Raw genomic sequence first — 25580 nt, forward strand, 5'->3', positions numbered from 1 at the left:
CCGGGGTCAGACCACCCAGACCGCCCAGGCACCCGGCTCGACCCACCACGAGCGCTTGCGGGTCAGCTCACCCTCGACACCATCGTCGAGGTAAGGCACCTTTCCCTCACGGGGCAGCACCGACACCGCCCGTCCACGGGCCCGCCGCACTTCGAGGCGTACCCGCTTGCGACCCAGGGCCGAGCGGACGACCACCGGCACGGCCACCGCGACCTCGACCTGACCGTCCGTCGGGTCCGGCGCGGCCAGCAACGTCACGTCGTCGAGCGACGCGTACCCGCCGGCGTTGCCGACCGCGCAGGCCAGCAGCGGTTCGTCACCGTCGGTGAGGATGGTGTCGTCGACCTCCACCCGGGCTCGCCAGTACAGCGGGCGGCCCGCCTCGTCGGCGGCCCCGAGCAGTGCGCCGTCCAGGGTCACCGAGCCGCCGTCGTTACGCAGCAGGTCCAGCCGCCGGGGCGTGCCGTCCAGCACCGCGGCGGCCACGGCAGCCGGATCACGGGGCAACCCGAGCTGCGCGGCCAGGTCCCGCTGCGTGCCGCCGCGCGCCGGGTCGAGAGGGAGTACGGCGACCGGGGGCAGGTCGGGCAGGGTGCGGTCGTCACGCAGGTCCGCCGGGCGGCGACTCGGCGCTGGCGCGTACCGGCGGACCAGCCGGCGCAGCACGGCGCGCAACTGACCGTCGCTGGCCGTGGCGACGACCAGCCGGGTCTTGCCGTCCGTGTCCGGCCAGGTGAGGCCGTCCGGACGGGGTGGTCCGTCGAGCTGAGCGAGCACGGCGTCGATCTCCGCGTCCGAGCGGGCGGTGACCGTCTGCACGCGCGCGCCCCGGGCGGTCAGCGCATCGGCGCAGGCCAGCACCGGCACCCGGGGCCGATCGTTGGCACAACTGTCGGCGTCGCCCGGCGTGCCGCCGGTGTCGGTGCCGGTCGCCGCGTCGGCGTTTGTCGCCGCGTCGACGCTCGTCGCCGTGCCGGCCACGTCGGCGCCGGTGTCGGATGCGGTCGCGCCGCCGCAGCAGGCCCCGCCGCTGCCGCAACCGCCGGAAGCGTCCCGCTCCGACGCGAGGGTGAGCAGCACCACGTCGTACACCGAAGGAGCCTCCTGCCTCTCGACGCGACCCCTGCCGGTCGCGCCGTCACTACTTGTTAACCTGACACCCCGGGCTCGCCAACCGGTCGCCACCTGGCACCCGAGCCTTCTGGAGGCGGAAAAGATGCCAGCGATCGTGCTCATCGGCGCTCAGTGGGGCGACGAGGGCAAGGGCAAGGTTACCGACCTGCTGGGTGAGCGGGTCGACTACGTCGTGCGCTACTCCGGCGGCAACAACGCCGGCCACACGGTGATCACCCCGGACGGCCAGAAGTACGCACTGCACCTGATGCCGTCCGGAGCGCTCTCGCCGAACGCGATGATCGTCATCGGCAACGGTGTGGTGGTCGATCCGAAGGTGCTGCTCGCCGAGATCGACGGCCTGGCGGCGCGCGGCGTCGACGTGTCCCGGCTGCGGATCTCCGGTGACGCGCACCTCATCATGCCGCACCACCGGGCGTTGGACCGGGTGATCGAGCGCTACCTCGGTTCGTCCCGGATCGGCACCACCGGCCGGGGCATCGGCCCCGCGTACGGCGACAAGGTCGCCCGGATCGGCATCCGACTCCAGGACCTGCTCGACCCGGGCATCCTGCGCAAGAAGCTGGAACTCGCGCTGCGCGAGAAGAATCAGATCCTGTTCAAGGTCTACAACCGCAAGGCGATCGACCTCGAGGCGACCGTCGAGGAGTACCTGGAGTACGCGGAGCGGCTCAAGCCGTACATCGCGGAGACCCGGGCGATGCTCTGGGACGCGCTGGACCAGGGCGAGACGGTGCTGCTGGAGGGCGCGCAGGCCACCATGCTCGACATGGACCACGGCACGTACCCCTTCGTGACCTCGTCCAACCCGACCGCCGGTGGTGCCTGCGTGGGCGCCGGCATCCCGCCGACCGCGATCAACCAGGTGATCGCGGTGAGCAAGGCGTACACCACCCGGGTGGGTGCCGGGCCGTTCCCCACCGAGCTGTTCGACGCCAACGGCGCGCACCTGCGTAAGATCGGCGCCGAGTACGGCACGACCACCGGCCGGGAGCGCCGCTGCGGGTGGTTCGACGCGGTCGTGGCCCGGTACGCCTGCCGCCTCAACGGCGTCACCGACCTGGTCATCACCAAGCTTGACGTGCTCACCGGGCTGCCGAAGGTGCCGATCTGCGTCGGCTACGAGATCAACGGCAAGCGGGTCGACGACATGCCGATGAGCCAGACGGACTTCCACCATGCCACGCCGGTGTACGAGGAGCTGGACGGGTGGTGGGAGGACATCACCAAGGCCCGCACCCCCGAGGACCTGCCGGAGAACGCCCGCCGCTACATCGCCCGCGTAGAGGAACTCTGCAACACGAGGGTGAGCGTCATCGGCGTAGGCCCAGGCCGAGAAGAAAACGTAGTCCAACACCCCCTCCTCCCCTAACCCCCACCCCCCCCGCCCGCCCGACCCGGCCCGGACCGGTCCGGACCTCGTTGATCATGAAGTTATTGCCCGCCGCGTCGGCGTGTCGTGGCAATAACTTCATGATCAACCCACTTGGCCAGTCGACTTATCCACAGGGGTGTCGTTGGTTGTCCACAGGGGGTTCCGGGCGGTTCTCTGGTCGGCCAGGGTGGCCGGATGGATGCCCTGGCTGCCGTGCGGCGCCTCGCTCGCTCGCGCGACGGGATTGTGACGCTCCGGCAGGCGCGCGCCGCCGGCTTCACCACCCACGAGGTGCAGCGGCTCTGCCGTGCCGGCCACTGGCGGGTCGTAGCGCGTGGCAGCTATCTCGTGGACGCCGACCTGTATGGCGGGGTGCCGCGCCGTGCGCGGATCAGGGCAGCGCTGGAATCGTTCGGGCCGTCGGCGGCGGCCGTGCTCGCGACAGCCGCTGAACTGCACGGGCTGGCTGGTTTGCGGGCCACCGAGTCGATCCACCTGTCGGTGCCTGGGCCGACTGCCAGGCCGGCTCGAATCGCCCACCCCGAGGTGGTGGTCCACCAGTTGGTCATCCCGTCCGAGCAACTTGTTCGGGTGGACGGACTTATCGCGACCGAACCGCTCAGGACTCTTGCTGACGTGAGTCTTCGGGTCGATCGCTTCTCAGCGGTGAGTGTGCTGGATTCGGCATTGAACCGTCGGCTGGTGACAGCCGAAGACTTGCTCGCCCTGCCGCGCCTGATCCGTGGGCGGAGGGGTGCGATCGCGGCGCGTGCCTTCCTCGCTGAGGTGGACGGGCGGGCTCAGTCACCACTTGAGACGCGCGCCCGGCTCCGATGTGTCGATGGCAGGGTGCCGCCCGATGCGCTGCAACTCGAGGTACGGGACGACGACGGCTACCTGTTGGGCATCGGCGACCTCGGGTGGCGTGGTTACCAGCTCATCGCCGAGGCTGACGGTCGTGATCCGCATGGCCTGCCAGATGCCGTGTTCGCCGACCGGCACCGTCAGAACCGCCTGGTGAACGCAGGCTGGACCTTGCTCCGTTTCACCTGGCAGGACACCCTGCGCCCGGACTACATCCCGTGGAGCGTCCGACAGGCGATGGCCGCAGCCCGACACCGCTGATCATGAAGTTATTGCCCCGACACGCCGAGGTAATGGGCAATAACTTCATGATCACCGGCGAGGGCCGGGCCGGGCGGGGGCGGCGGGCGGCGGGCCGGGCGGGCGGCGGCGGGGGGATGGGGTTGGGGTGGGGGGCGGTAGGGTGGCGGGTTGTGCGGGTTCTCTTGGTGGGTGGTGGGGGGCGTGAGCATGCGCTCGCCCTCGGGCTGGTGCGTGATCCGGCTGTCGACGCGTTGATCGCCGCTCCCGGTAATCCGGGGATCGCCGAGGTGGCCGAGCTGCGGTCCGTCACCGCGACCGATCCGGCCGCCGTGGCGGCGTTGGCGGTGGAGATCGCTGCTGACCTGGTGGTTATCGGTCCGGAGGCGCCGCTGGTCGCCGGTGTCGCCGACGCCGTACGCGCCAAGGGCATCGCCGTGTTCGGGCCGTCTGCCGAGGCCGCCCAGTTGGAGGGTTCGAAGGCGTTCGCCAAGGACGTGATGACCGCCGCCGGTGTGCCGACCGCCCGGGCGTACGTCTGCACGGACGAGGAGAGCACCGCGCGGGCGCTCGACGAGTTCGGCGCGCCGTACGTGGTGAAGGACGACGGTCTCGCCGCCGGCAAGGGCGTGGTGGTGACCGACGACCGGTCCGCCGCGCTGGCGCACGCCGCCGAGTGTGGCCGGGTCGTGGTCGAGGAGTTCCTCGACGGGCCGGAGGTCAGCCTGTTCGTGGTCACCGACGGTGAGGCCGCTCTGCCGCTGCTGCCCGCGCAGGACTTCAAGCGGATCGGCGACGGCGACACCGGCCCGAACACGGGTGGCATGGGAGCGTACGCGCCGCTGCCCTGGGCGCCGCCGGGTCTCGTCGACGATGTCATGCGCGACGTGGTCCACCCGACGCTGGCCGAGTTGCGCCGCCGGGGCACGCCGTTCGCGGGTCTGCTCTATGTCGGCCTCGCGATGACCGCCGCCGGCCCCCGGGTGATCGAGTTCAATGCGCGCTTCGGTGACCCGGAGACCCAGGTGGTGCTCGCGCTGCTGGAGACGCCGCTGGGTGGGTTGTTGCACGCGGCGGCCACCGGCACGCTCGCCGAGCACCCGCCGCTGCGCTGGCGGGACGGTGCCGCGGTCACCGTGGTGCTCGCCGCGCAGGGCTATCCCGCCGCGCCGCGTACCGGCGATGTGATCACCGGTGCGGACCGGCCGGGCATCATCCACGCGGGCACCGTCCGCCGGGCCGGCGACGGCGCGTTGCTGTCCGCCGGCGGCCGGGTTCTCTGCGGTACGGCCACCGGCCCCGATCTGGCGTCCGCTCGAGACGCGGCGTACGCGCTGGTGGACGGGGTGGAGCTGGCGGGCTCGCAGCACCGCACCGACATCGCCGCCGCCGCGATCGACGACCGGATCACGATTCCCGCCTGAAGCCGTCGGTCGGCGTGGGTCAGGCCGGGGTCGTCGACTCCGCGCCTCGACGTCGGATCGGCGCGCGTCGCCACCACGTCAGGCAGCGCCACGCCCACTCGACCGGGCCGTAGCGGAACGTTCGCAGCCAGAGCACGCTCCACACCGCCTGGACGATGATGATGGCGACGGTGAGTCCCACGATGCGGGGCAGGTCGCGGGTGCTGTCGATGCCCAGCGGTGGACCGGCGAGCAGGAACAGTGCGGTGGCGCTCAGGTAGTTCGTCAGGGCCATCCGGCCCATTGGCGACAACACTGCGGAGAGCGCCGGCCCGGCCGGCGTGTGTAGCAGCAGTAGCAGACCGCAGCAGTACGCGAGGCCGGTGGCGATGCCGGCGAGCGGGGGTAGCAGGCTCACGCCGCCGCCTGGTCCGCCGAGGACGTTGACGGTTGGCAGGTCCTCGTCGCGGATGGTCAGCACGATCCAGGTCACCGCGAGCGCGGCGAAGACGACGAATGCGATCGCCACCCGTCCGGTGCGACGCTCAAGGGCGGCCGGCACGCCCAGCGCCGCCAGCGCGTAGCCGAGGGCGAGCAGGCCCGGGATGGGCCCGTAACCGACGACGAGTTGCGCGCCGGCGAGCAGCAGCAGTACCGCGACGACGAGGGCCGTGCGCCCGCCGAGGTAACTCAGCGGCAGCAGCACGAGAAGGCCGGCCAACGCGTACGCGGTCAGCGCCTCCCCGGGGTGGACGACGAAGTGCGCGACACCGATCAGCAGGAGGACGACCAGTCGGCGGGCCAGCACCACCCGGGGCCGGCTGGTCCGGGTCGCGGCGCGTCGGAGGAAGATGCCGAAGCCGACACCGAACAGGATCGAGAAGATCGGGTAGAACCGCTCGTAGAAGAGCAGTTGCACCGCCTCCGGCAGCCGCGTCGAGGTGCCGGCCGCCTCGCCGCGGAAGACGACCTGCTGGTAGATGTTGATGATCAGGATGCCGCAGAGCGCGAAGCCGCGCAGCGCGTCCAGCGCGCCGATACGCGGCCCGACGGTGGAGACGTCGGTCGGTGCCGGTGGTCGGTCAGTCGTCCGTACCGATTCGGTCATGGGTCGATCCCACCGTGGGGTCGCCGAGTGTCGTCAGCGGAGAAAGTCGTGACCGCCACCTCCTTTCGTCGTATGCCGGTCGTGGTTTCGTCGGCTTCCCGCACGCGTGGCAGGCCGTTTTCCGGGCACCCGGTTACCCTGCTGCCATGGGCCGAGGCCGGGTGTTCCGGGTCACCGTGGACGTGCTGCTCGCGCTCGTGGCGACGGCGGCCGGCGGTGGGCTGGAACTGGCGGATCCGGACGTCGACACCAAGCTGGTCCCCGCACCTACCTGGGCCTACGTGGCCGCGCAGGTGGCCGCCGCGGTGATGCTGCTGGTTCGTCGGCAACGCCCGTACACCGCAGCGCTGACCATCGCCGGGATCAGTCTCTTCGCGCCGGCCTGGGCCGCCGTCCTCGTTCCGTATGCGGTGACGGCGTACGGACGGGGTCGGCGGTGGCGACAGTGGACGGTGATCGGGCTGCTGACGGTGGCGTTCCTGGTGGGGGCGAGCGCCTGGTCGATCGCCGATCCGTTCACAGCGCCGACTGTCATCCTCGCCACGGCGGTCCTGGGGATGTACGTCCGGGCCCGGCGGAGCCTGCTGGCGGAGTTGACCGACCGGGCGGAGCGGGCCGAGCGGGAGCGCTTGCTCCTGGCCGATCAGGCGCGCGTCGAGGAACGCGTGCGGCTCGCCGCCGAGATGCACGACGTGGTCACCCACCGGATCAACCTCATGGTGTTGCAGGCGGGCGCGCTTCGGGTCACCACCACCGATCCGACGGCCCGGGCGGCGGCCGAGGAACTGCGGGCGAACGGCTGCCAGGCGTTGACGGAGCTGCGCGACCTGGTGGGGGTGCTGCGGGGCGAGGACGGACACCCACGGGTTGATCCGGTCCCGGACGACACACCCGAGCTGGTCCGGTTGGTCGATGATTCCCGTGCGGTCGGTCTACCGGTGCGGCTCTCCGAAGTGGGCGACCCGCAGGGGCTCGCTTCGACGGTGCGGAGGACGCTGTTCCGGCTGATCCAGGAGTCGCTGACGAACGTGCACAAGCACGCGCCGGGTGCCGCCGCCACCGTGTCGATCGAGTACGGCACGCAGAAGGTGCTCGTCACGGTGTCGAACACCCCGGCGGGTCGCTCACCCGACGCTGCCCTGGCTGCCGCCGGTGGTGGCACCGGCCTGGCCGGGTTGCGGCACCGCGTCGAGGTGCTTGGCGGGACGTTCGCGGCCGGACCGACGACGCCGGGTGGCTTCGCCGTCCACGCGATGCTGCCGGTGCGGTCGTGATCCGGGTGCTCGTCGTGGACGACGAGCGGATGGTCTGTGCCCACCTGCGCACGATCCTCGGGTCCGCGCCGGACCTGACGGTCGTCGGCGAGGCGTACGACGGGGCGGACGCTGTGGAGGCTGCGGTGCGACTACGGCCCGACGTGGTGCTGATGGACCTGCGGATGCCGGGCGTCGACGGGATCAGGGCCACCGAGCGGATCATGACCCTGCCGTCGCCGCCACGGGTCCTGGCTCTCACCACGTTCGACCTGGACGACTACGTGACCGGCGCGCTCCGGGCCGGGGCGGCCGGCTTCCTGCTCAAGTCGACGTCGCCCGACGACCTGCTCGCCCTGGTGCGGGTGGCGGCCGCAGGGCACACGGTGCTTTCCGCGGTGGCGGCTGATCGTCTCGTCGCGCAGACGGTGCCGAGCCAGCGTGCCCGTGACCTGCTTCTGTCGCTCACCGAGCGGGAGGTGGAGGTGCTGGAGAGCCTCGGGGCCGGCCGGTCGAACCAGCAGATCGCCCGCCGCCTGCACCTGTCCGAGGCCACCGTCAAGGGCTACGTCTCCCGGCTTCTGGTCAAGCTCGGTTGCGCCAACCGGACCCAGGCGGCGTTGCTGGCGCAGGAGGCGGGTCTGGGCCCCCGTCGGTGAGGCCGGTCGCCGGGCCGCCCGGGTCGGGTCACGACTCCTGGCCGACTCAGCCGTAGTAGCGGCGCAATTCGCGCCCGAGCACCTTGCCGGTGGCGTTGCGGGGCAGGTACTTCACGAAGACCACGTCCCGGGGTACGGAGAAGCGGGCCAGGTAGTGCCGCACGTACTCGCGGACCGCCTCGGGGTCGAGCGTCTCGCCGGGGTGCAGGGCGAGGAACGCGGCCAGGCGCTGGCCGTACTCGGGGTCGGGTACGCCGATCACGGCGGCCTCGCGTACCTGCGGTAGCTGGGCGAGCAGGTCCTCCACCTCGGATGGGAACACGTTCTCGCCACCGGAGACGATCATGTCGTCGGCGCGGCCGTCGACGAAGAGCAGCCCGTCGGAGTTGAGCCGGCCGAGGTCGCCGGTGTCGAGCAGCCCGTCACGGGTCTCCCGGGTGGCGCCGGAGGTGTAGCCCTCGAAGAGCATCTCGTTGCCGACGAAGATGCGCCCGACCTGCCCTTGCGACACCGGCTGGCCGGCCGTGTCGAGCAGTTCCAGTCGGGTGCCGTGCGGTGGGCGACCGGCGGTGGTGGGCGCCTGGCGCAGGTCTACCGGGCCGGCGATGGACGCCCAGGAGACCTCGGTGGACCCGTACAGGTTGTAGAGGACGTCCCCGTACACGTCCATGAACTTCGGGGCGAGCCCGCCGGGCAGGGCCGATCCGCTGACCGCGACGACCTTGAGTGTCGGACGTGGGTCCGGCGGGGGCACTTCCAGCAGGCGCTGGAGCATCACGGGTACGGCGAAGAGGGCGTCGCAGCGTTGTGCCACCAGGGCGGTGAGCGTGGCGGCCGGGTCGAAGCGGCGGTGCAGCACGATGGTGGCCCGCAGCGCGAAGCACACCTGCAGGGCCGCGAATCCCCAGGTGTGGAAGATCGGGGCGGCGATGAGCACCCGGTCCTTCGCGTGCAGGGGGATGCGGTCGATGATGGACACGAGTGGCCCGAAACCGCTGGGTGTGGGGCGGCGGGCGCCCTTGGGAGCGCCGGTGGTGCCCGAGGTGAGCACGATGATGCGCCCGTCGTGCTCCGGCGGGTGCAGCTCGCCCGGCAGGGCCCCGGCGACCAACTCCTCGCGGGCGCGCTCGTCGAGGCGGGGAAGCTCGGCGGGGAGACCGAGGACCCGTTCGGCGAACTCGTCGTCGTGCACCAGCAGCCGTAGCCGTTGTTCCTCGGCGACGGTCGCCAACTGTGCGGCGGAGAGACCCGTGTTGACCAGGACCGCGTCGACGCCGAGCAGGGTCGCCGCGACGATCGTCTCGATCAGTCCGTGGTGGTTGCGGCAGAGCACGCCGATCCTGTCGCCGGGCTGTACGCCGAGGCCGGACCGCATCGACCGGGCCATCCGCTCGGCCCGGTCGAGGAGAGCCTGGTAGGTCAGCTCGACGCCGTCCTCGTCGATGACCGCCGCTCGACCGGGGTCGCGGGCGGCAGCCTGGCGCAGTTCGCCGGCGAGGCTCCATCCCCAGGTACGCAGCGCGTTGAGCTGCGAGGCCATCCGGACCGGACGGCCCGGGGTGAGCAGACCGCGACGGGTCAGCGTGGTGACGACGAACGGCAGGTCCATGCCGCAGACCTCCTCGGGGTGGCACGCGGACAGCCCCATCCGTCGGGGCGTCTTCCTTGATCATGCACCCGGCGCTTCGGAGGGCCCAGCCGACGTCGGCGTGGGGTGACGTAGGCGGCACGGATAGGCAGAAGCGGTGGTCCGGGCCGGGTCGGGGACACCCGGGCCCGGACGACCGTCGGCCGGAGGGTCAGCGGATCTGCACGCCGGAGATCGCTCGTGAGATCACCAGGCGCTGGATCTCGGACGTACCCTCGAAAATGGTGTAGATCTTGGCGTCGCGGTACCAGCGTTCCACCGGGTGGTCGCGCAGGAAGCCTGCCCCGCCGAGCAGTTGCACGGCCTTCTCGGTGACGGACACCGCGACCTCGCCGGCCTTGAGCTTGGACATCGAGCCCTCGCCGGCGGTGAACGGCCGGTTGTTGCGGCCCATCCACGAAGCCCGCCAGACCAGCAGCCGGGCCGCGTCGATCTCCATTCGCATGTCGGCAAGCGCGAACGCGACCGCCTGGTTCTCGATGATCGGCCGGCCGAACTGCACCCGGTCCTTGGCGTAGTCCAGGGCGTACTCGTAGGCGGCCCGGGCCACGCCGAGCGCCTGTGCGCCGACGGTGGGTCGGGACAGCTCGAAGGTACGCATGGCGGCCTGTCCGGTGGCCCGTTGCCCGGAGCGGGCGCGGGCCAGCCGCTCGTCGAGGGCGTCCTTGCCGCCGAGCAGGCAGCGGCCGGGCACACGTACCTCGTCGAGGAAGACGTCGGCGGTGTGCGACGCGCGCAGGCCGAGCTTGCGGAGCTTGCGGGTCGCGGCCAGACCGGGGGTGCCCGGCGGTACGACGAACGCCGCCTGGCCGCGCGAGCCGAGCGTGGGGTCGACGGAGGCGGTGACCACGTGCACTCCGGCGATACCGCCGTTGGTCGCGTACGCCTTCTGGCCGGTGAGCACCCACTCGTCGCCGGCCTCGTCGTAGACGGCGCGGGTGCGCATCGCGCTGACGTCGGAACCGGCCTCGGGTTCGCTGCTGCAGAACGCGGCGACGGCGGGCGAGTCGACGTCGCCGAAGCACTGCGGCACCCACTCGACCATCTGGTCCGGGGTGCCGGTGCCGTAGATGCTGGCGACGGCGAGCGAGGTGCCGAAGATGCTCATGCCGATGCCGGCGTCACCCCAGAAGAGCTCCTCGCTGGCGATGGGCAGGGACAGCCCGGTCGGATCGGCCCAGCAGGTGGCGAGGAACTCGAAGCCGTAGAGGCCGACCTTGGCGGCCTCCTGGATCACCGGCCACGGGGTGTCCTCGCGCTCGTCCCACTCGGCGGCGGCCGGGCGCACGACCTCGGCGGCGAAGCCGTGCACCCAGTCGCGTAGATCCCGCTGTTCCTCGTTCAGGTCGAGCGAGAACTCGGCCATGTCAGGCCTTGGGGATGTCGAACAGGTTGGCGATGTTGGCGGCGAGGCCCAGGTCGCCCTTGGCCTTCAGCTTGCCGGTCATGAACATCATGACCGGGTTGGCGCCACCGGAGACGATCTTCAGGAACTCGACCGGACCCATGGTGAGGCTCAGCTTCGGGTCGTGCTGCGGGGTCTCGTTCACCTCGCACTTGCCGTCGGCGACGACCACCTCGTAGGTGTCGCTGCCGCCGTCCGGACGGCCGGTGATGATCCAGTGGATGACCGCGTTGGTGGAGCCGGCCCGGTCCGCGCGGAACAGCGACGGCATCCGGCCGAACACCTCACCGAGGACCTTGCCGCGCAGGTCACCCGACATCACCTGGGCGATCTTGTCGTCCGGGGTGGACTTGACCAGCTGGGCGAACTCCTTGGGCCCGACGTTGGCGAAGTTGGCCGGGTCGAAGTCAGTCATGAGACGCGCCTTCCGGAAGATTTGGCTACTCGTGCGTAACCCTACGCACGAGTAGGTATGCTCGCAAGGTGTCCACGCCTCCCGCGTTCAAGCGCCTGCCGCGCGCCGTACGCGAGCAGCAGATGCTCGACGCGGCCGTGAAGGTCTTCTCCCGGCGCGGCTTCCACGCCGCCAGCATGGACGAGATCGCGGAGGACGCCGGCATCTCCAAACCGATGGTGTACGCGTACCTCGGCACCAAGGAGGAGCTGTTCGTCGCGTGCCTGCACCGGGAGGGCACCCGGATGATGCAGGCCATCGCCGGCGCAGCCGCCCCCGATCTGCCGGCCGACGAGCGGCTGTGGCGTGGGCTGAAAGCGTTCTTCGGCTTCGTCGGCGCGCACCGCGACGGCTGGGCGGTGCTCTACCGGCAGGCCCGTGGCGAGCAGCCGTTCGCGGGTGAACTGGCCACCATGCGCGCCCGGCTGGTCGAGGTGGTCGCCGGGATGCTCGACCACGCGCTGCGTGAAGAGGGCCGCGAGATCGCGCCCACCGACCTGGAGGTCGTCGCGTACGCCCTGGTCGGCGCGACGGAGTCGCTGGCCGACTGGCTCGCGGACCACCCGGAGGCCGACCCCGAGAAGACGGCCACCCGGATGATGAACGTGGCCTGGCTCGGCGCCGCCCAGCTCCTGCACGGCGTCACCTGGCGTCCGCCGGTCGACTGACGGGCTCGGCGGGGACGGCGTCGGTGCCCGGCCCGCCGGCCCCCGCCGCGCGGCGCCCACGAAGCCAGCGAACCACCTCGACGACCACCGTCACCGACAGGGCGAGGCCCAGCCCGAGCAGGAGGCCGCGCAGGGGATCCTGCTCGAACGCCAGCCCGCCGACGTAGCCGACCAGCCCCGAGTAGAGGCCCCAGGAGCCGGCGGCGATCGCGTCGAAGGCCAGGAACCGTCGCCGGGGGAAATGCACCGCACCCATCGTGAGGGTGACCGCGGTCCGGCCGCCCGGCACGTACCGGGCCACGGTGAGAATCAGGCCACCGCGCGTCGCGATCCCTCGACGGGCCCAGTCGACGGCGGTTCGGCGTCGGCCGTCGGGTGGCAGCCGGTCGAGCAGCCGCGCACCGCCGCCTCGGCCGATGGCGTACGAGACGTGGTCACCGACGAGTGCCCCGGCGGCTGCCACGAGGATGACCGCAGGCAGGTACGGCGCTCCCGAGGCGGCGAACACCCCGGCCGTGATCACCGCCGTCTCGCTCGGCACCACGGGAAAGAAGCCGTCGAGCGCCGCGATCGCGAAGAGCGCCAGGTACACCCAGGGCGAGGACATCGTGTCGTGCAGCAGCTCCAGCAGATCCATGGTCCCGATGCTGGTGCGCGTGGCGGCTCCCGCCATCGGCCAGTGGTCAGCCGGGCGGCACTACTTAGGTAGTGACCGGCCCGGAGGGCGGATGGGGGTCTTCCCCCACCGCACCCCGGTCTGACCGTGCGAGGCGACCACCGTCGCACGTGGAGCCCTACGCTCGCTGCGTGGCCTCCAGCACCGTCGCCCCACGGCGGGTCGTCCAGCGGTACGGGGTGCTGCTGCTCGCCGTCGTGGTCGCCGTCGCCGTCTGGGCCAGCGCGAGCGGTGACATCGGTGTCCGCTCGCCACTGCCGGGCCCGGTCGTGCTGGTGGTAGCGGTCTCGTCAGGTTGGGCCGCCACCACGATCCGGACCCGCCGCTGGCCCGTTTTCCTGGCTGCGGCGCTGGGCTGGCTGGTGCTCGCCGCCGCGGCGGCCGGGGTGGTCGCCTCGTACCAGGCGGGTCTGCGGCTGCGGGGCGGACGACTCGCCGGCTACCTCGCCGGTGCCGCCGTGGTGCTCGCCGGTGGGGTCCTGGTCGGGGTGCAGGTCGGCGGCGTACGCCGGATCACCACCGCCACCACCGGCAACGTGCTGCTGCTCGCCGCCTGTCTGGTCGGACTCCCGTTGGTCCTCGGCCTCTGGGTGCGGGCACGCCGGGACACGCTCGCCGCTCTGCGGGACCGGGCCGAACGGCTGGAACGCGAGCGGGAGGCGCACGCCGACCGGGTACGTGCCGAGGAGCGGACCAGGATCGCCCGGGAGATGCACGACGTGGTGGCGCATCGGGTCTCGTTGATGGTGGTGCACGCCGGTGCCCTGGAGGTGACCGCCGCGAACCCGGCGACCGCCGAGGCCGCCGCGTTGATCCGCACGACCGGCCGGCAGGCGCTCACCGACCTGCGTGAGGTGCTGGGTGTGCTCCGCCAGGCCGAGGCGGCCGTGGTGCCGGAGCGGGGGCTCGACGCGCTGGACGAGTTGATCGGGGAATCGCGTACCGCAGGTCTGCGCGTGTCCCGGCAGGATGAGGGCGTGCCGACCGCGCTACCGGCGACGTTGGGGCGCACCGCGTACCGGGTGGTCCGCGAGGCGTTGACGAACGTACGCAAGCACGCGGCCGGCGCGGAGACGGTCGTCCGCCTGCGCTACCTCCCCGACGGGCTGGAGGTGGTGGTGCGCAACGGTCCGTCGACGGGTGGGTCGGCGTTGCCCGGCGCGGGGCAGGGGCTGCTCGGGCTCCGCGAGCGGGTGGAGCTGCTCGGCGGCCGGCTGGAGGCGACGCCCGTGGACGGTGGTTACCTCGTCCGGGCCCTGATCCCGCTGGCGGGTGTGGCGTGATTCGGGTGCTGGTGGTCGACGACGAGCAGCTCATCCGTGCCGGGCTGCGGCTGATCCTGGAGGCGGCCGAGGACATCACAGTGGTCGGCGAGGCCGCGGACGGCACCGGCGCGCTGGAGCAGGCCCACCGGTTACGCCCGGACGTGGTGCTGCTCGACGTACGGATGCCGGGCGTCGACGGGCTGACGGTCGCGCCGGGCCTGGTTGCCGCCGGCCCGAAGGTGATCATGTTGACCACCTTCGACCTGGACGAGTACGTGCACCGCGCGCTGCGGGCCGGTGCTGTCGGCTTCCTGCTCAAGGACACCCCGCCCCGCGAGCTGGCCGCGGCCGTCCGGACGGTGGCAGCCGGGCACGCGATGCTCGCCCCGACGGTGACCCGGCGGCTGATCAGCTCGTTCGCCGATCGTGGTCCGGCCCGACGGGACGCGGCTCGCCAGCGGCTCGAACCGCTCACCGGACGGGAGTTGGAGATCGTGCGGGAGGTGGCGCGCGGGCACGGCAACGCGGAGATCGCCCGGCGGCTGACGATGAGCGAGGCCACCGTGAAGGCACATGTCAGCCGGGCGTTGGCGAAACTGCACGTGGGCAACCGGGTGCAGTTGGCGATCCTGGTGCACGACGCCGACCTGCTGTGACGTGACCCGGGCCGTACGGCGATCAGCGGCCGGAGGCGGCCCGTCGGTGCGCGTGGCGGCGCAGCCAGCGGAGCCCTTCCAGGCCGAAGGTGATGACCAGTGAGACGCCCACACCGACCAGCACGCCCTTCACGGGGTCCCGCTCGAAGGCCAGGCCGCCGAAGTAGCCGAGCAGCCCGCAGTACACCGCCCAGGTGAACGCCCCGATGCTGTCGTACAGCAGGAACGCGCGGCGGGGATAGCCCACCGCGCCCATGGTGAGGGTGACGGCGGTCCGGCCTCCCGGCACGTACCGGCTGGTGGTCAGGATCATCCCGCCCCGGCGGTCCACCGCGCGCCGGGCCCACTCGGAGCTGGCCCGCCGACGGCTGCCGTCGGGGAGCCGGGCCAGCCGGCTCGCGCCGCCGCCGCGCCCGATGGCGTACGAGATGTGGTCGCCGACCAGCGCGCCGACGCCGGCGCTGGCGATCACGAGGGTCAGGCTGGGGTGACCGCCACTGGCGGACAGCACCCCGGCGGTGATCACGGCTGCCTCGCCGGGCACCGCCGGGAAGAACGCGTCGACTGCGGTGAGCCCGAAGATCAACAGGTACACCCACGGTGAGGTGACCGTCCCACGGAGGAGGTCGAGCAGGGCGTCCATCCCCCCATGCTCGCCGGGTACGACCGGCCCGGTGGCCGAGTCGCCGGAAGACGCCTCAGCCCGCGCTGAACAGTGCCGCTGGGTGGAGCAGCGGACCGTGCGCCCTCTTGTCGTCGGCGGTGGGCCCGTGCGAGGTCAGCACCACAGGCGTGTCCAGCTCCGCGCCGACCGCCTCGGCCCAGTCGGCCGGCGGGTCGTCGTACACCGGACGGGAGCGTAGGAGGCGGGCGGTGAGCGCGGCCTGCCGGTCCAGGTCGCCGGGTGGGCCGGGGGTGAGCCGGTCGCCGGTTTCGTAGCGGCGGCAGATCCGCAGGTAGGGGCCGGCGAGGTCGAGGTGGGTCAGCGCCAGGCCGTCGACACCGCCGGCCGCCGCGAGGGCGTACCGGTGGGCGACCGCGTCGAAGTGGCCGAACCGGAACCGGCCCTGCCACGGGTTCGTCGGGTTGTGCCTGTCGGCGAAGGGCAGAGCCGGGTCCTCGGTCACCAGCGGGCCGGGCCCGTGCCGGGTGGTGACCACGCGCAGCACACCGATCCGGGTCGCGTCGCCGGTCAGGCCCGCCTCGGCGAGCAGGCTGTCGACGTTGGCGAACGTGGTGGTGCTCCAGGTGGTGTACGGGTGGAAGCCGTGCCACTCGTCCAGCAACACCCCCTGTGCGCCCTCGAAGACGCAGGTCCCGGTGCGCAGCGCCGCGGCGAGCCAGCTTCGGTCGACGATGGCGACCCGGTCGGCGAACCCGGTGAACGCGGGTAGGCAGTCCTCGACGGGCGGCGCGTCCAGCGGGCCGAGTTCGGCGGTCAGTCGGTCCCGCAGGACGCTCAACCGGCGGCGCAGCAGGGCCGGATGCCGGCAGTCGGCGACCCGGGGCGCGTCGTCGGGGTGGGCGAGCCCGTACGCGACGGTCTCGCCCACCCCCAACCCGCAGGAGCCGTGCCGGTCGGCGCCCCGGGCGATCTCCCGGGCCCGGTTGGCGGCCCGGTGGTACGGGGTGGCGAGCAGCGCCTCGGAGTCGACGGTCAGTCGGTCCAGCGCGTCGGGCACCCCGATCGTGGCGAGATGGTCGGCCTCGGCGGCCAGGGCGAGCGGGTCCACCACCACGTGCCGGGACAGGTACGTCCCGACACCGGGATGGAACGTGCCCGCGCCGAACTGTGCGAACGTGTGGTGCCGCCCGTCGCGCAGCACGACGTTGTGTGCCGCCTGCGCGCCCCCGTTGAAGCGGACCACCGTGTGCACGGGCCGGGTGGCGCAGAGCCAGTCCACGACGGTGCCCTTGCCCGCGTCGCCGTAGCCGAGGTCCACCACCGCCACGTGGTTCACAGCCGGGTCACCCCGCTGGCCGTGTCGGTGAACGCCGGCAGCGTCGACACCTCGGCCCGCCGTCCCCGGCCGAGCCGGGCCAGCGCCTTCGACACGGTCCCGGTGGCGCCGGAGCCGGCGTGGTCCAGGTGGCGCAGGCCCTCGTCCAGGTCGATCGCCTGCTCACCGAGGCCGATGGTGAGCGCGATGGTCTCGCAGACCGCGTCCAGGTCGTCGAGCACGACGGCGTTCTGCCCGAGCAGGTCGCGCCAGAAGTCCAACACCTTCGCGTTGCCGGCGTAGTGGCTGCCGGCGGGGAGCAGGTAGTACGTGTCCCACCGCCGGGTCACCTCGTCGACGACCTGCCGCAGGGGTACGTCCTCACCCAGGTCGTCGCCGATCAGGCCGGCCACCTCCCGGGCGTTGACCCGTGGGTACGCCAGTTCGTCGCCGATGATGAACAGGTAGCCGCGTCGGCCGCGCTTGTCCCAGTTGTCGGTGGCGGTGTGCCGGGCCATGAAGTACATGGCCAGCTCGTACGACTCGGTCATCTGCCCGCCGCCGCCGCCTTCGAGGACGATCCGGCCGAGGTCGTCGTCCATCCGGTTGTCCGACTCGAACTGGCCCACCTGCAACGGCACCCGGTCGCAGGTGGCGTCGCCGATCGCGCCGAACATGATCTGCGGGTCGCTGGCGTAGCCCTGCCGTTGCAGCAGCCCGAGGAGCTGCGGCAGCTTGGTCTGCAGGACACGCGGCACCGTACGCATCGAGCCGGTCACGTCGAAGAGCACCGCGATGGGCGTCGACTGCGGGTGCTCGGTGGAGTCGCGGCTCTCCCGGCTCGCGCCGCGCGGGTCGAGCGAAGCGTGCACGGTGCGCGCACCGCTGTCGCTGTAGGAGAACGCGCTGCGGCCGGTCCTGCGCCGGTAACGGTCGGCGGCGTCGTACACGTCGGTGGACCAGGTTCCACTGCCCATGACAGCTCCTCTAGAGGGTGAAGGGTCGGAAGGTGCGTGGGCCGTAGAGCCGGTCCAGCACCTGGTCGAGTTCGCGCAGCAGACGCCAGGCGTCGTCGGGTCGGGCGTGCAGGGATCGCTGCTGGCAGCCCTGCGCGAAGGTGTCCAGCTCGCGGGGTGCGCGTGGGCCCATCAGCCAGCTCATGCACCGGCTGGCCATCGCGATGTCGGTGCCCGGACCGCAGGGCCGCCTGCGCGGCACCTCCTCCGGATACCAGTCCTCGTTGCCCGGCACGAGCGCCGGGATCGTGCGGCCCGTCGGGGTCGAGAAGCACCAGTCGACGAGCACCACGCCGTGGGCGTCCGGCTCGATCAGCACGTGCCGCGGCAGGACCGCGCCGTGCACGATGCCGGCCCGGTGGGCCAGGCCGAGTGCCACCAGCAGCCGCCGCCACATCCAGGCCGCGTCCCGGGCGTCCAACCCGTCGGGGTACGCGCGCCGCACCTCGTCGAGGTCGTGCAGGCCGGGCGCGGTGGCCAGCACGGTGATCCGCCGTTCCGCACCGGTCGCGGCGTCGCGGTGCCGGAACTCGTCGACGAGTCGGGGCACGTACGGCAGGTAGCGCGGGTCGCCGCGCTCGGCGATGGTGTGCAGGGCGTGCGCCTCGCGGGCCATCAGGTCGTTGTCGGTGGGTTGCCGGGGGAGCTTGAGCAGCCGATCGTCACCCACGTCGTAGAGGTCGGCCAGGTCGCCCGAGTGAGCCGGCGCACCGAGCCGGTAGTCGCCGAGGACTGTCGTCCGCCGGGCCTGCCACCGGGTCGTGACGTGGACGAACGCGTCGAGGGCTTCGGCGCGTACCCCCGGGTCTGTCGGCAGCCGGTCGGGGTGCAGGGCCGCGACCAGCTCGCGGTAGCGGCGGCCCGGCTGGTCGGTGCCGAACAGGTCGGCGTCGGTGCGGGCGGCCGTGACCAGGTCGATTGCCTCGGCGGTCCTCACCGCACCGTCTCCTCGCGGGCGGGTCGCAGCAGCGCCGGGTGCAGCAGTCGGGCGTCGCCGGCCCGGTAGAGCCGTGCGCGGGGTCCACCCCGGGTGCCGCCGCGCTCGGTGCTCGCGCCGGTGCTCTCCACGAAGCCCGGCACGGAGAGCACCTTGCGGTGGAAGTTGCCGGCGTGCAGCGGGTGACCCCAGACCGTCTCGTAGACGGCCCGCAGCTCGCTGATCGTGAACTCGGCGGCGAGGAAGCGCGTGGCGAGCGGCGTGTACTCCAGCTTGGAGCGGGCACGCTCCAGCGCGTCGTCGATGACCCGGCCGTGGTCGAAGGCGAGCTGCCGGCTGCTCAGCGCGGTCACCGGCAGCCAGATCGCCTCGTCGGCGTCCGTGCCGGCCGCCGGTTCCGGCAGGTCGGGGGCGAACGCGAGGTGGGCGATCGAGACGACGCGCATCCGCGGGTCACGGTCGGGAGCGCCGTAGCTGCCCAACTGCTCCAGGTGTACGCGCCGAAGCCCCTCGCCGCCGAGCCCGGTCTCCTCGGCCAGCTCCCGTCGGGCACCGGTGGTCAGGTCCTCGTCGGGGCGGACGAAGCCGCCGGGCAGCGCCCAGTGCCCCGCGAAGGGTGCCTCACCGCGTCGGATCAGCAGCAGGTGCAGCGCGTCGTCGCGGATGGTCAGCGCCACCACGTCGACGGTCACGGCGACCGACGGGTAGGCCCGCGGGTCGTACGCGGCCAGGAAATCCTGCTCGTTCATCACGTCTCTCTCACCTTGAGAACATCTCGCTGTGAGAACAACTTAACGCAGAAGTGCGCCCCTGCCAACCCCCTCGGATCGGCAGGGGCGCGTCAGCGCACGAGACCCACCAGGTGCGGCCGGCCCTGCGAGTCGTGCAGGGCGAACCCGTCGTCCGGCAGGACGGCGAAGTCCACCGTGCTCGGCAGCGGTACGGGCAGCTTGAAGGCCACCTCGACGGTGTGGGCGTCCGGCAGTCGCGTCTGCATCGCCGCGAGGCAGCGCGCCTTGCTCCACATACCGTGCGCGATCGGCCGGCGGAAGCCGAACAGTCGCGCACCGAGCCGGGAGGTGTGGATCGGATTGTGGTCCCCGGAGACCCGCGCGTACTCCGTGCCGACGCGGGGTTCGACACGCCACCGGGCCGTGGCCGTGGGCGCGCCCGGACGCTCGCCCCGCTCGCGCCCGCCCGGTGTGCGTTCCCGACCCAGGTACGTCGAGACGCCGCGCCAGACCTCCTCCCCGTCGACCGACCCGACCAGCACCACGTCGACCTGCCGCCCCCGGTCGTGCGGACGCAGGTCCTGCGCGTACGTCGTGAAGTCGAGGACCTCGTCGGCGGTGATCGGGCGGTGCGTGGTGATCCGGTTGCCGACGTGCACCACACCGGTCAGCGCGATGGGGAAGCCGGGTGCGGTCATCAGCCGCAGAGCCAGCGGAAAGCCCAGCACGTGCGGGTACGTCGCGGGCAGCCGGTCGGTGAGCCGGAACCCGCAGACCCGGTCGTAGTCGGCCAGGTGTGCCCGGTCGGTCCGCACCCCGGCCACGGCGTACTCGACCGCCGGGAGGTCGTTCCCGCGCCGCCCGCCACCAAGCCCGGGCAGCGCGCCGAGCGCGGCCCGCCGGTACAGCGCGCCGGAGGCGGGCATCCGGGGCAGCTCGACGCGGGTCCGGCTGCCCGTGCCGGCCCGACCGTCCCCGCCGGGGTCGGTTGTCACCTCGGCCGCCGACGCGGTCAGGTCGTGGGTCTGCTCGACGCGCAGGTCGGCGCCGGCGGCTCCCGGCCGGCGGATCGCGTCCAGCGTCTCCCGCGACAGGATCTCGGTGGGGCCCTCGATCAGCTCGTGGACCGACAGGTCCTCCGGTTCCCTCGCGGGCTCTCTCCTCCTGGCCATCACGCCCCCAGCAGGCTCTGGCCGCAGACTCGGACGACGTTGCCGCTGACCGCGCCGCTGGCCGGCCAGGCCAGCCAGCCGATCGTCTCGGCCACGTCCTCCGGCAGCCCGCCCTGGGCCAGGCTGTTCATCCGCCGGCCCGCCTCGCGCACCACAAGCGGGATGCGCGCGGTCAGCCGGGTCTCGATGAAGCCGGGGGCGACCGCGTTGACGCTGATCCCCCGCCCACGCAGGGCCGGGGCGAGCGAGTCGACCAGCCCGATCACGCCGGCCTTGCTGGTGGCGTAGTTGGTCTGCCCCCGGTTGCCGGCGATTCCGGCGATCGAGGAGACCGCGACGATGCGCCCGCCGGTCGGGATGAGCCCCCGCCCCAGCAGCATGTCGTTGATCCGTTCCTGACTGGAGAGGTTGACGTCAATGACCTGGTCCCAGTGGTCGGCGTCCATCCGGCCGAGTGTCTTGTCCCGGGTGATGCCGGCGTTGTGCACCACCACGTCGACCCGGCCGTGTCGGCTGGCCAGGTGGTCCGCGAGCCGGGTCGGTGCGTCCGGTGCGGTCAGGTCGAGCTGCACGGCCGTACCGCCGATGTCGTTCGCCACCGCGGCCAGCGCGTCGCCGGCGGCCGGGATGTCCAGCGCCACCACCTGTGCGCCGTCGCGGGCGAGCACCCGGGCCAGCGCCGCGCCGATACCCCGGGCGGCGCCGGTGACCAGCACGACCTGCCCGTCCAGGGGGCGTTCCCAGTCGGCCGGGACGGTCGCCTCGCCTGAGCCGATCCGGATCACCTGGCCCGAGACGTACGCGGACCGCCCGGACAGGAGGAATCGGAGCGTCGACTCAAGGCTGGTGAGGACGCCGCCCTCGACACGGGTCCCGTAGACGAGTTGGGCCGTGGTGCCCCGGCCGAACTCCTTGCCGATGCTGCGCACCAGCCCCTCCAGGGCACGCTGAGCGGTCGCCTCGCGGGGCATCGGGCACTCCTCAGGTGGAGTGCCCAGCACGATCACCCGACCGCCGGGCAGCACGGCCCGGGCCTGCGGGTGGAAGAAGTCGTAGAGCTGGCGCAGATCGGTGGAGTCGATGATCCCGGTGGCGTCGTACACCAGGGCTCCGAAGCGGTCCGGTGCTCCGGCGGTGGTGGTGTCGCGCACCTCGACCCCGGCGGCGGTGAGGATCCTGGCGACCGGCTCGGCGAGCAGGCCGCCGGTGGCCACACCGAGCAGAGCCGGCCCGGGCAGCAGCGGGTCGCCGGGGTGGTGCCGGCGCAGTCGGGGCGGGTCGGGCAGCCCGAGGCGCTTGACCAGCGTGCGGCCGGCGGCCGATTGGACGAAGCTCGCGTACCTGTCGGTCATGGGCGTAGCCTACTGGCGAGTAGGGTTCGAGCAACACTTGTCGAGGAGGCGGATCGTGCAGAGCATCCGGAGGGTCGCGGTCATCGGGGGCAACCGCATCCCCTTCGCCCGTTCCAACTCCCGCTACGTGGACGCGTCAAACGCGGACCTGCTCGGCGCGGCGCTGGACGGTCTGATCGCCCGCTACGGGCTGGCCGGGCAGCGGGTCGGCGAGGTGGTCGCCGGTGCCGTACTCAAGCACTCCCGCGACTTCAACCTCACCCGCGAGGTGGTGCTCGGGTCCCGGCTCGACCCGCACACCCCGGCGTACGACATCCAGCAGGCCTGCGGCACCGGCCTGGAGGCCGCGATCCTCGTCGCCAACAAGATCGCCCTCGGCCAGCTCGACGTGGGCATCGCCGGCGGTGTCGACACCACCTCCGACGCGCCCCTCGCCGTCAACGAGGAGATGCGGCGCACGCTGCTCAAACTCAACTCGGCCCGCACGATCGGCCAGCGGCTGAAGATCGCCGCGAAACTGCGCCCGCTCCAGCCGTTCAAGCCGGACATCCCCCGCAACGCCGAACCGCGTACCGGCCTGTCCATGGGGGACCACGCCGCCCGCACCGCCCTGCACTGGCAGATCGACAGGCGCTCCCAGGACGAGTTGGCGCTGCGCTCGCACCAGCGGCTCGCCGCCGCGTACGACAGGGGTTTCTTCGACGACCTGATGACGCCGTACCTGGGGCTCACCCGCGATGCGAACCTCCGGCCCGACACGAGCGTGGAGAAGCTCGGCGCGCTCAAGCCGGTCTTCGGCACCCGCGGCCCGGACGCCGAGCAGGCCACCATGACCGCCGGCAACTCCTCGCCGCTCACCGACGGTGCGTCCACCGTGCTGCTGGCCAGCGAGGAGTGGGCGAACGCGCACAACCTGCCGGTGCTGGCCTGGTTCAGCTGGTCCGAGACGGCTGCCGTCGACTTCGTGCACGGCGACGAGGGCCTGCTGATGGCACCCGCGTACGCGGTGCCCCGGATGCTGGCCCGCGCCGGGCTGACGTTGCAGGACTTCGACTACTACGAGATCCACGAGGCGTTCGCCTCGCAGGTGCTGGCCACCCTCGCCGCGTGGGAGTCGCCGGAGTTCTGCAAGGACCGGCTCGGCCTGGACGCCCCGCTGGGCGCGATCGACACCGACCGGCTCAACGTGAACGGCTCGTCGCTGGCTGCCGGGCACCCCTTCGCCGCGACCGGTGGGCGGATCGTCGCCACGCTGGCCAAGCTGCTCGCCGCCAAGGGCAGCGGACGCGGGCTGATCTCCATCTGCGCGGCCGGCGGCCAGGGCGTGACGGCCATTTTGGAGCGTTGACCGAGGGTCCGCCGCGATGTCCCAATGTCTCTTATTAGTAGACACTGGGACATCCCGCCCCGTTCGTGCTCGGTCACGATCGGCGGGGCCGTGTCCAACCGAGAAACCGGGCGTGCAGCCTCTTGGCGGAGAGGTCCGGCAGGTCGACTGCCGCCTCCGCCAGGTGTAGACCGAGGTAGAACGTCATCGACAACCGGTCGTGCGCGTACTCGATGAGCAGTCGGCGTCGGCGGTTCGGGCACGGCCATTCCTGTCCGCAGCCGGCGCAGTTCCAGGTCGGCCGGATGGGGACGTGCGGCTTAGGAAGCCCTGGCTCCGCCGGCCGCCCGGCGTGTCGTACATGTAGGGCAGCCAGGCGCACCAGCACCCGGCGTTGACGCGGACCGCCAGGCGTGCCCAACTCGATGCCGCGCAGGTGGAGCCAGATGCCGTCACTGTGCCGTTCGCGTCGGCCCACCTCGATCACCCGCAGGACCAGCCGACCCAGCCCGTAGCAGTAGTGCTGCTCGGCGACGGTGATGACATCACCCACCCGGACGACGGGCGGCCGACAGGGGGTCACGACGCGATCCGGTACGCCAGCGGAGCGGCAAACGGCGCATCGAGCAGGCGATACCAGTCGAACGTCATCTCACGCTCCTGTCGGCACGAGTGGAACGCAGCAGGTCCCTACGACCGCAGGGACGTGCGGTCGGCGGATTGGTCGGCTGTGACGTAACCTTACTGCCGTATGCGAAAGGCATCAAGGACTGAAGGTGGGATCGTTGGCATCTACTGTGGGTGCGAGAGAGATGGCTCGGATGCGGCGAAGGAGCGGATCTTGAGTGACCTCGAATGGATCAGTGTCTCCACTCCCTACGTGACGCCACGGAGGCCCGGCGAGGCCGAAGCCTGGGGAGCGGAGGCCGCGCAGTACGGCGGAGTGGGGACGCAACGTCTGCTCGACGTCAGCGAGATCGTTCCGGCCGCGGAGTTGGCCGAAGCGCTGCACCTGGACCCCGGTGAACCGGTGATCCAACGCCGTCGACTGATGTTGCTGGACGGGCAGCCGGTGGAGTTGACGACATCCCTTTATCCGGCGACCATCGCTCGCGACACTGGCCTCGCAGAATTGCGCAAGATTCGCGGCGGGGCAGTCACTCTGCTCGCCGAGTTGGGATACCGGCCACGACGGGTGAGCGAGGACGTCTACACGCGGAGGGCGACCGAGGTGGAACGGTCGTTACTGCAACTACGTGAGGAGGACTGGGTCCTCGGGCTGACTCGCGTGCTCAGTACCGATGACGGCTTGCCGGTTGAGCTGAGCGTCATGAGCATGATCCCCGGAGGCCGCCGCCTTCGGTACGACTCGTCGATCGCATAGGGAGGCCGTTGTGGCTCGCGGAAGCGATGACCGGCCTCGGCATGAGCAGATCGCCGCCGACATTCGAGCGCGCATCATGTCCGGCGAACTGCCGTCCGGGTCGCAGTTGCCGTCGACAGCTCGATTGATCGACCAGTATTCGGTGGCGAACGCAACGGTGCAGCGGGCCCTGACTTCGCTCAAGGCAGAGGGTTATCTCCACAGCCGGGTAGGCAAGGGGGTCTACGTCCGGGACCGCCAACCGCTGGTCATAGCGGTCGACGCATACGTCCCGCCCGCACGTGGTGGGTACACCTACCACCTGCTCGACGTGGCCGAGGTACGACCGCCCACCGATGTGGCGCTTGCTCTCGGTATCGCGGACGACGAGCCCGCCATCCTCCGTCATCGCCTGCTCTCGCACGACGGCGAGCCGGTGGAGGTGTCGTGGTCGTACTACCCGGTCGCGATCGGCCGAGGCACCGCAATCTCGTCGCGCAAGAAGCTCGTTGGCGGAATCCCTTGGGCACTCGCCGACCTGGGGCACACACAGCGAGACCTCGTCGACCGGCTGTCCGTCCGTATGCCGACCACCCAAGAGGTGGAGATCCTGGCGTTGCCGCCGCAGGTTCCGGTGATCCGGCAGTTCCGGGTGATCCGCTCGGTGCACGGGGATCCGGTCGAGGTGTCAGTTCTGATCAAGGGCGGTCACCTGCACGAGCTGGAATACCACCAGGAGATCCAGCCGGACAGCGCATAGCCCGCGCAGCGCGACCGCCATTTCGGAGCGCTGGACGCTGATCGGTTCAGCACGCTCGCGGCGGCGGACCTGGACCGGTGATCATCTACGAGCTGCCCTGACCTGGGGCGCGCGGACTCCCGCCCGAGCCGGCCCGGTCCCGGCAAGCTCGGGCGGGTGACGGACAATGAGGCA

General features: G+C 71.8%; 23 protein-coding genes and 2 pseudogenes. 11 read left to right on the forward strand and 14 right to left on the reverse strand.

Annotated elements, in window-relative coordinates; translation table 11 throughout:
• Positions 1 to 6: 6 nt before the first annotated feature.
• Positions 7 to 1092, reverse strand: coding sequence for a hypothetical protein (locus ABZU91_RS25990; RefSeq protein ID WP_355245533.1), 1086 nt, complete (start codon positions 1090 to 1092; stop codon positions 7 to 9).
• A 124-nt stretch (positions 1093 to 1216) separates the two neighbouring features.
• On the opposite strand from ABZU91_RS25990, the gene ABZU91_RS25995 reads away from it, so the two are divergent.
• The 3 genes from ABZU91_RS25995 to purD all read left to right on the forward strand — a co-directional run bounded on the left by ABZU91_RS25995 (position 1217) and on the right by purD (position 5037).
• Entirely contained in the window at positions 1217 to 2506 is a 1290-nt protein-coding gene (locus ABZU91_RS25995; RefSeq protein ID WP_355245536.1) for an adenylosuccinate synthase, read from the forward strand.
• 198 nt (positions 2507 to 2704) lie between these two features.
• Positions 2705 to 3634 carry a type IV toxin-antitoxin system AbiEi family antitoxin domain-containing protein gene (locus ABZU91_RS26000; protein ID WP_355245539.1) on the forward strand — a complete coding sequence of 310 codons (930 nt, stop codon included), beginning with the start codon at positions 2705 to 2707 and terminating at the stop codon, positions 3632 to 3634.
• A gap of 152 nt (positions 3635 to 3786) precedes the next feature.
• Positions 3787 to 5037, forward strand: a complete 1251-nt coding sequence (purD, locus tag ABZU91_RS26005; protein ID WP_355245542.1) for a phosphoribosylamine--glycine ligase — start codon at positions 3787 to 3789, stop codon at positions 5035 to 5037.
• Positions 5038 to 5056: 19 nt separating this feature from the next.
• On the opposite strand, the gene ABZU91_RS26010 is transcribed toward purD, so the two are convergent.
• Positions 5057 to 6124 carry a DUF418 domain-containing protein gene (locus ABZU91_RS26010; protein ID WP_355245545.1) on the reverse strand — a complete coding sequence of 356 codons (1068 nt, stop codon included), beginning with the start codon at positions 6122 to 6124 and terminating at the stop codon, positions 5057 to 5059.
• Positions 6125 to 6681: 557 nt separating this feature from the next.
• Here ABZU91_RS26010 and ABZU91_RS26015 point away from each other — a divergent pair.
• Together ABZU91_RS26015 and ABZU91_RS26020 are read left to right on the forward strand one after the other, a co-directional pair.
• Positions 6682 to 6960 (forward strand): annotated as a pseudogene (locus ABZU91_RS26015) (histidine kinase); the annotation flags it as partial.
• A 210-nt stretch (positions 6961 to 7170) separates the two neighbouring features.
• Positions 7171 to 8036: pseudogene (locus ABZU91_RS26020) on the forward strand (response regulator); the annotation flags it as partial.
• A gap of 46 nt (positions 8037 to 8082) precedes the next feature.
• Here the strand turns inward: ABZU91_RS26020 and ABZU91_RS26025 are convergent.
• From ABZU91_RS26025 to ABZU91_RS26035, 3 genes are all read right to left on the reverse strand, one after another.
• Positions 8083 to 9645: an AMP-binding protein gene (locus tag ABZU91_RS26025; RefSeq protein ID WP_355245604.1), complete on the reverse strand. Its 1563-nt coding sequence runs from the start codon at positions 9643 to 9645 to the stop codon at positions 8083 to 8085.
• A gap of 190 nt (positions 9646 to 9835) precedes the next feature.
• Entirely contained in the window at positions 9836 to 11050 is a 1215-nt protein-coding gene (locus tag ABZU91_RS26030; protein ID WP_355245548.1) for an acyl-CoA dehydrogenase family protein, read from the reverse strand.
• A 1-nt stretch (position 11051) separates the two neighbouring features.
• Positions 11052 to 11504, reverse strand: coding sequence for an SCP2 sterol-binding domain-containing protein (locus tag ABZU91_RS26035; RefSeq protein WP_355245551.1), 453 nt, complete (start codon positions 11502 to 11504; stop codon positions 11052 to 11054).
• Positions 11505 to 11572: 68 nt separating this feature from the next.
• On the opposite strand from ABZU91_RS26035, the gene ABZU91_RS26040 reads away from it, so the two are divergent.
• Complete coding sequence (locus ABZU91_RS26040) at positions 11573 to 12211, forward strand: TetR/AcrR family transcriptional regulator (protein WP_355048432.1); 639 nt, start codon at positions 11573 to 11575, stop codon at positions 12209 to 12211.
• On the opposite strand, the gene ABZU91_RS26045 is transcribed toward ABZU91_RS26040, so the two are convergent.
• Complete coding sequence (locus tag ABZU91_RS26045; protein ID WP_355245554.1) at positions 12186 to 12848, reverse strand: DedA family protein; 663 nt, start codon at positions 12846 to 12848, stop codon at positions 12186 to 12188. The two genes, ABZU91_RS26040 and ABZU91_RS26045, sit on opposite strands and share 26 nt — an antisense overlap.
• 170 nt (positions 12849 to 13018) lie before the next feature.
• Here ABZU91_RS26045 and ABZU91_RS26050 point away from each other — a divergent pair, with 170 nt between their 5' ends.
• Positions 13019 to 14170 (forward strand): histidine kinase, encoded by a 1152-nt coding sequence (locus tag ABZU91_RS26050; RefSeq protein WP_355245557.1) that lies wholly within the window; start codon positions 13019 to 13021, stop codon positions 14168 to 14170.
• Positions 14167 to 14808, forward strand: coding sequence for a response regulator transcription factor (locus ABZU91_RS26055; protein WP_355245560.1), 642 nt, complete (start codon positions 14167 to 14169; stop codon positions 14806 to 14808). Before ABZU91_RS26050 ends, ABZU91_RS26055 begins: the two co-directional genes overlap by 4 nt.
• A gap of 22 nt (positions 14809 to 14830) precedes the next feature.
• Here ABZU91_RS26055 and ABZU91_RS26060 read toward each other — a convergent pair whose 3' ends face one another.
• The 7 genes from ABZU91_RS26060 to ABZU91_RS26090 all read right to left on the reverse strand — a co-directional run bounded on the left by ABZU91_RS26060 (position 14831) and on the right by ABZU91_RS26090 (position 21956).
• Positions 14831 to 15451, reverse strand: coding sequence for a DedA family protein (locus ABZU91_RS26060; RefSeq protein WP_355245563.1), 621 nt, complete (start codon positions 15449 to 15451; stop codon positions 14831 to 14833).
• A gap of 55 nt (positions 15452 to 15506) precedes the next feature.
• Positions 15507 to 16769 carry an adenylosuccinate synthetase gene (locus ABZU91_RS26065; RefSeq protein ID WP_355245565.1) on the reverse strand — a complete coding sequence of 421 codons (1263 nt, stop codon included), beginning with the start codon at positions 16767 to 16769 and terminating at the stop codon, positions 15507 to 15509.
• A complete protein-coding gene (locus ABZU91_RS26070; protein ID WP_355245568.1) occupies positions 16766 to 17725 on the reverse strand; it encodes a hypothetical protein in 960 nt (319 codons plus the stop codon). Before ABZU91_RS26070 ends, ABZU91_RS26065 begins: the two co-directional genes overlap by 4 nt.
• Positions 17726 to 17735: 10 nt before the next feature.
• A complete protein-coding gene (locus ABZU91_RS26075) occupies positions 17736 to 18701 on the reverse strand; it encodes a serine/threonine protein kinase (RefSeq protein ID WP_355245571.1) in 966 nt (321 codons plus the stop codon).
• The gene (locus tag ABZU91_RS26080) at positions 18698 to 19450 is read right to left on the reverse strand and encodes an NUDIX domain-containing protein (protein WP_355245573.1); all 753 of its coding nucleotides are present in this window, start codon (positions 19448 to 19450) and stop codon (positions 18698 to 18700) included. The genes ABZU91_RS26075 and ABZU91_RS26080 overlap by 4 nt, the downstream gene beginning before the upstream one ends.
• 92 nt (positions 19451 to 19542) lie before the next feature.
• The gene (locus tag ABZU91_RS26085; protein ID WP_355245576.1) at positions 19543 to 20604 is read right to left on the reverse strand and encodes a MaoC/PaaZ C-terminal domain-containing protein; all 1062 of its coding nucleotides are present in this window, start codon (positions 20602 to 20604) and stop codon (positions 19543 to 19545) included.
• Positions 20604 to 21956: a 3-oxoacyl-ACP reductase gene (locus ABZU91_RS26090; protein ID WP_355245578.1), complete on the reverse strand. Its 1353-nt coding sequence runs from the start codon at positions 21954 to 21956 to the stop codon at positions 20604 to 20606. The genes ABZU91_RS26085 and ABZU91_RS26090 overlap by 1 nt, the downstream gene beginning before the upstream one ends.
• A gap of 55 nt (positions 21957 to 22011) precedes the next feature.
• Between ABZU91_RS26090 and ABZU91_RS26095 the strand changes: the two genes are divergently transcribed.
• A complete protein-coding gene (locus ABZU91_RS26095; RefSeq protein WP_355245581.1) occupies positions 22012 to 23304 on the forward strand; it encodes an acetyl-CoA C-acetyltransferase in 1293 nt (430 codons plus the stop codon).
• A 73-nt stretch (positions 23305 to 23377) separates the two neighbouring features.
• Here the strand turns inward: ABZU91_RS26095 and ABZU91_RS26100 are convergent, their stop codons facing one another.
• On the reverse strand, positions 23378 to 23836 hold the full coding sequence (locus ABZU91_RS26100; protein WP_355245584.1) for a hypothetical protein: 459 nt from the start codon (positions 23834 to 23836) through the stop codon (positions 23378 to 23380).
• A gap of 288 nt (positions 23837 to 24124) precedes the next feature.
• Between ABZU91_RS26100 and ABZU91_RS26105 the strand changes: the two genes are divergently transcribed.
• Positions 24125 to 24667 (forward strand): UTRA domain-containing protein, encoded by a 543-nt coding sequence (locus tag ABZU91_RS26105; RefSeq protein WP_355245587.1) that lies wholly within the window; start codon positions 24125 to 24127, stop codon positions 24665 to 24667.
• Between the two features lie 10 nt (positions 24668 to 24677).
• Entirely contained in the window at positions 24678 to 25406 is a 729-nt protein-coding gene (locus ABZU91_RS26110; protein ID WP_355245589.1) for a GntR family transcriptional regulator, read from the forward strand.
• The last annotated feature ends 174 nt before the right edge of the window (positions 25407 to 25580 follow it).

Source organism: Micromonospora sp. NPDC005174, assembly GCF_040608495.1.
Taxonomy (GTDB): Bacteria; Actinomycetota; Actinomycetes; order Mycobacteriales; family Micromonosporaceae; genus Micromonospora.

What these genes read in the sequence shown, in the direction of transcription:
- ABZU91_RS26025 (WP_355245604.1), bottom strand. Translation starts at nt 9,645, where the DNA reads ATGGACCTGCCGTTCGTCGTCACCACGCTGACCCGTCGCGGTCTGCTC.
- ABZU91_RS25995 (WP_355245536.1), top strand. Translation starts at nt 1,217, where the DNA reads ATGCCAGCGATCGTGCTCATCGGCGCTCAGTGGGGCGACGAGGGCAAG.
- ABZU91_RS26030 (WP_355245548.1), bottom strand. Translation starts at nt 11,050, where the DNA reads ATGGCCGAGTTCTCGCTCGACCTGAACGAGGAACAGCGGGATCTACGC.
- ABZU91_RS26080 (WP_355245573.1), bottom strand. Translation starts at nt 19,450, where the DNA reads ATGAACGAGCAGGATTTCCTGGCCGCGTACGACCCGCGGGCCTACCCG.
- ABZU91_RS26060 (WP_355245563.1), bottom strand. Translation starts at nt 15,451, where the DNA reads ATGGACGCCCTGCTCGACCTCCTCCGTGGGACGGTCACCTCACCGTGG.
- ABZU91_RS26085 (WP_355245576.1), bottom strand. Translation starts at nt 20,604, where the DNA reads ATGGCCAGGAGGAGAGAGCCCGCGAGGGAACCGGAGGACCTGTCGGTC.
- ABZU91_RS26045 (WP_355245554.1), bottom strand. Translation starts at nt 12,848, where the DNA reads ATGGATCTGCTGGAGCTGCTGCACGACACGATGTCCTCGCCCTGGGTG.
- ABZU91_RS26035 (WP_355245551.1), bottom strand. Translation starts at nt 11,504, where the DNA reads ATGACTGACTTCGACCCGGCCAACTTCGCCAACGTCGGGCCCAAGGAG.
- ABZU91_RS26070 (WP_355245568.1), bottom strand. Translation starts at nt 17,725, where the DNA reads ATGGGCAGTGGAACCTGGTCCACCGACGTGTACGACGCCGCCGACCGT.
- ABZU91_RS26010 (WP_355245545.1), bottom strand. Translation starts at nt 6,124, where the DNA reads ATGACCGAATCGGTACGGACGACTGACCGACCACCGGCACCGACCGAC.
- ABZU91_RS26000 (WP_355245539.1), top strand. Translation starts at nt 2,705, where the DNA reads ATGGATGCCCTGGCTGCCGTGCGGCGCCTCGCTCGCTCGCGCGACGGG.
- ABZU91_RS26090 (WP_355245578.1), bottom strand. Translation starts at nt 21,956, where the DNA reads ATGACCGACAGGTACGCGAGCTTCGTCCAATCGGCCGCCGGCCGCACG.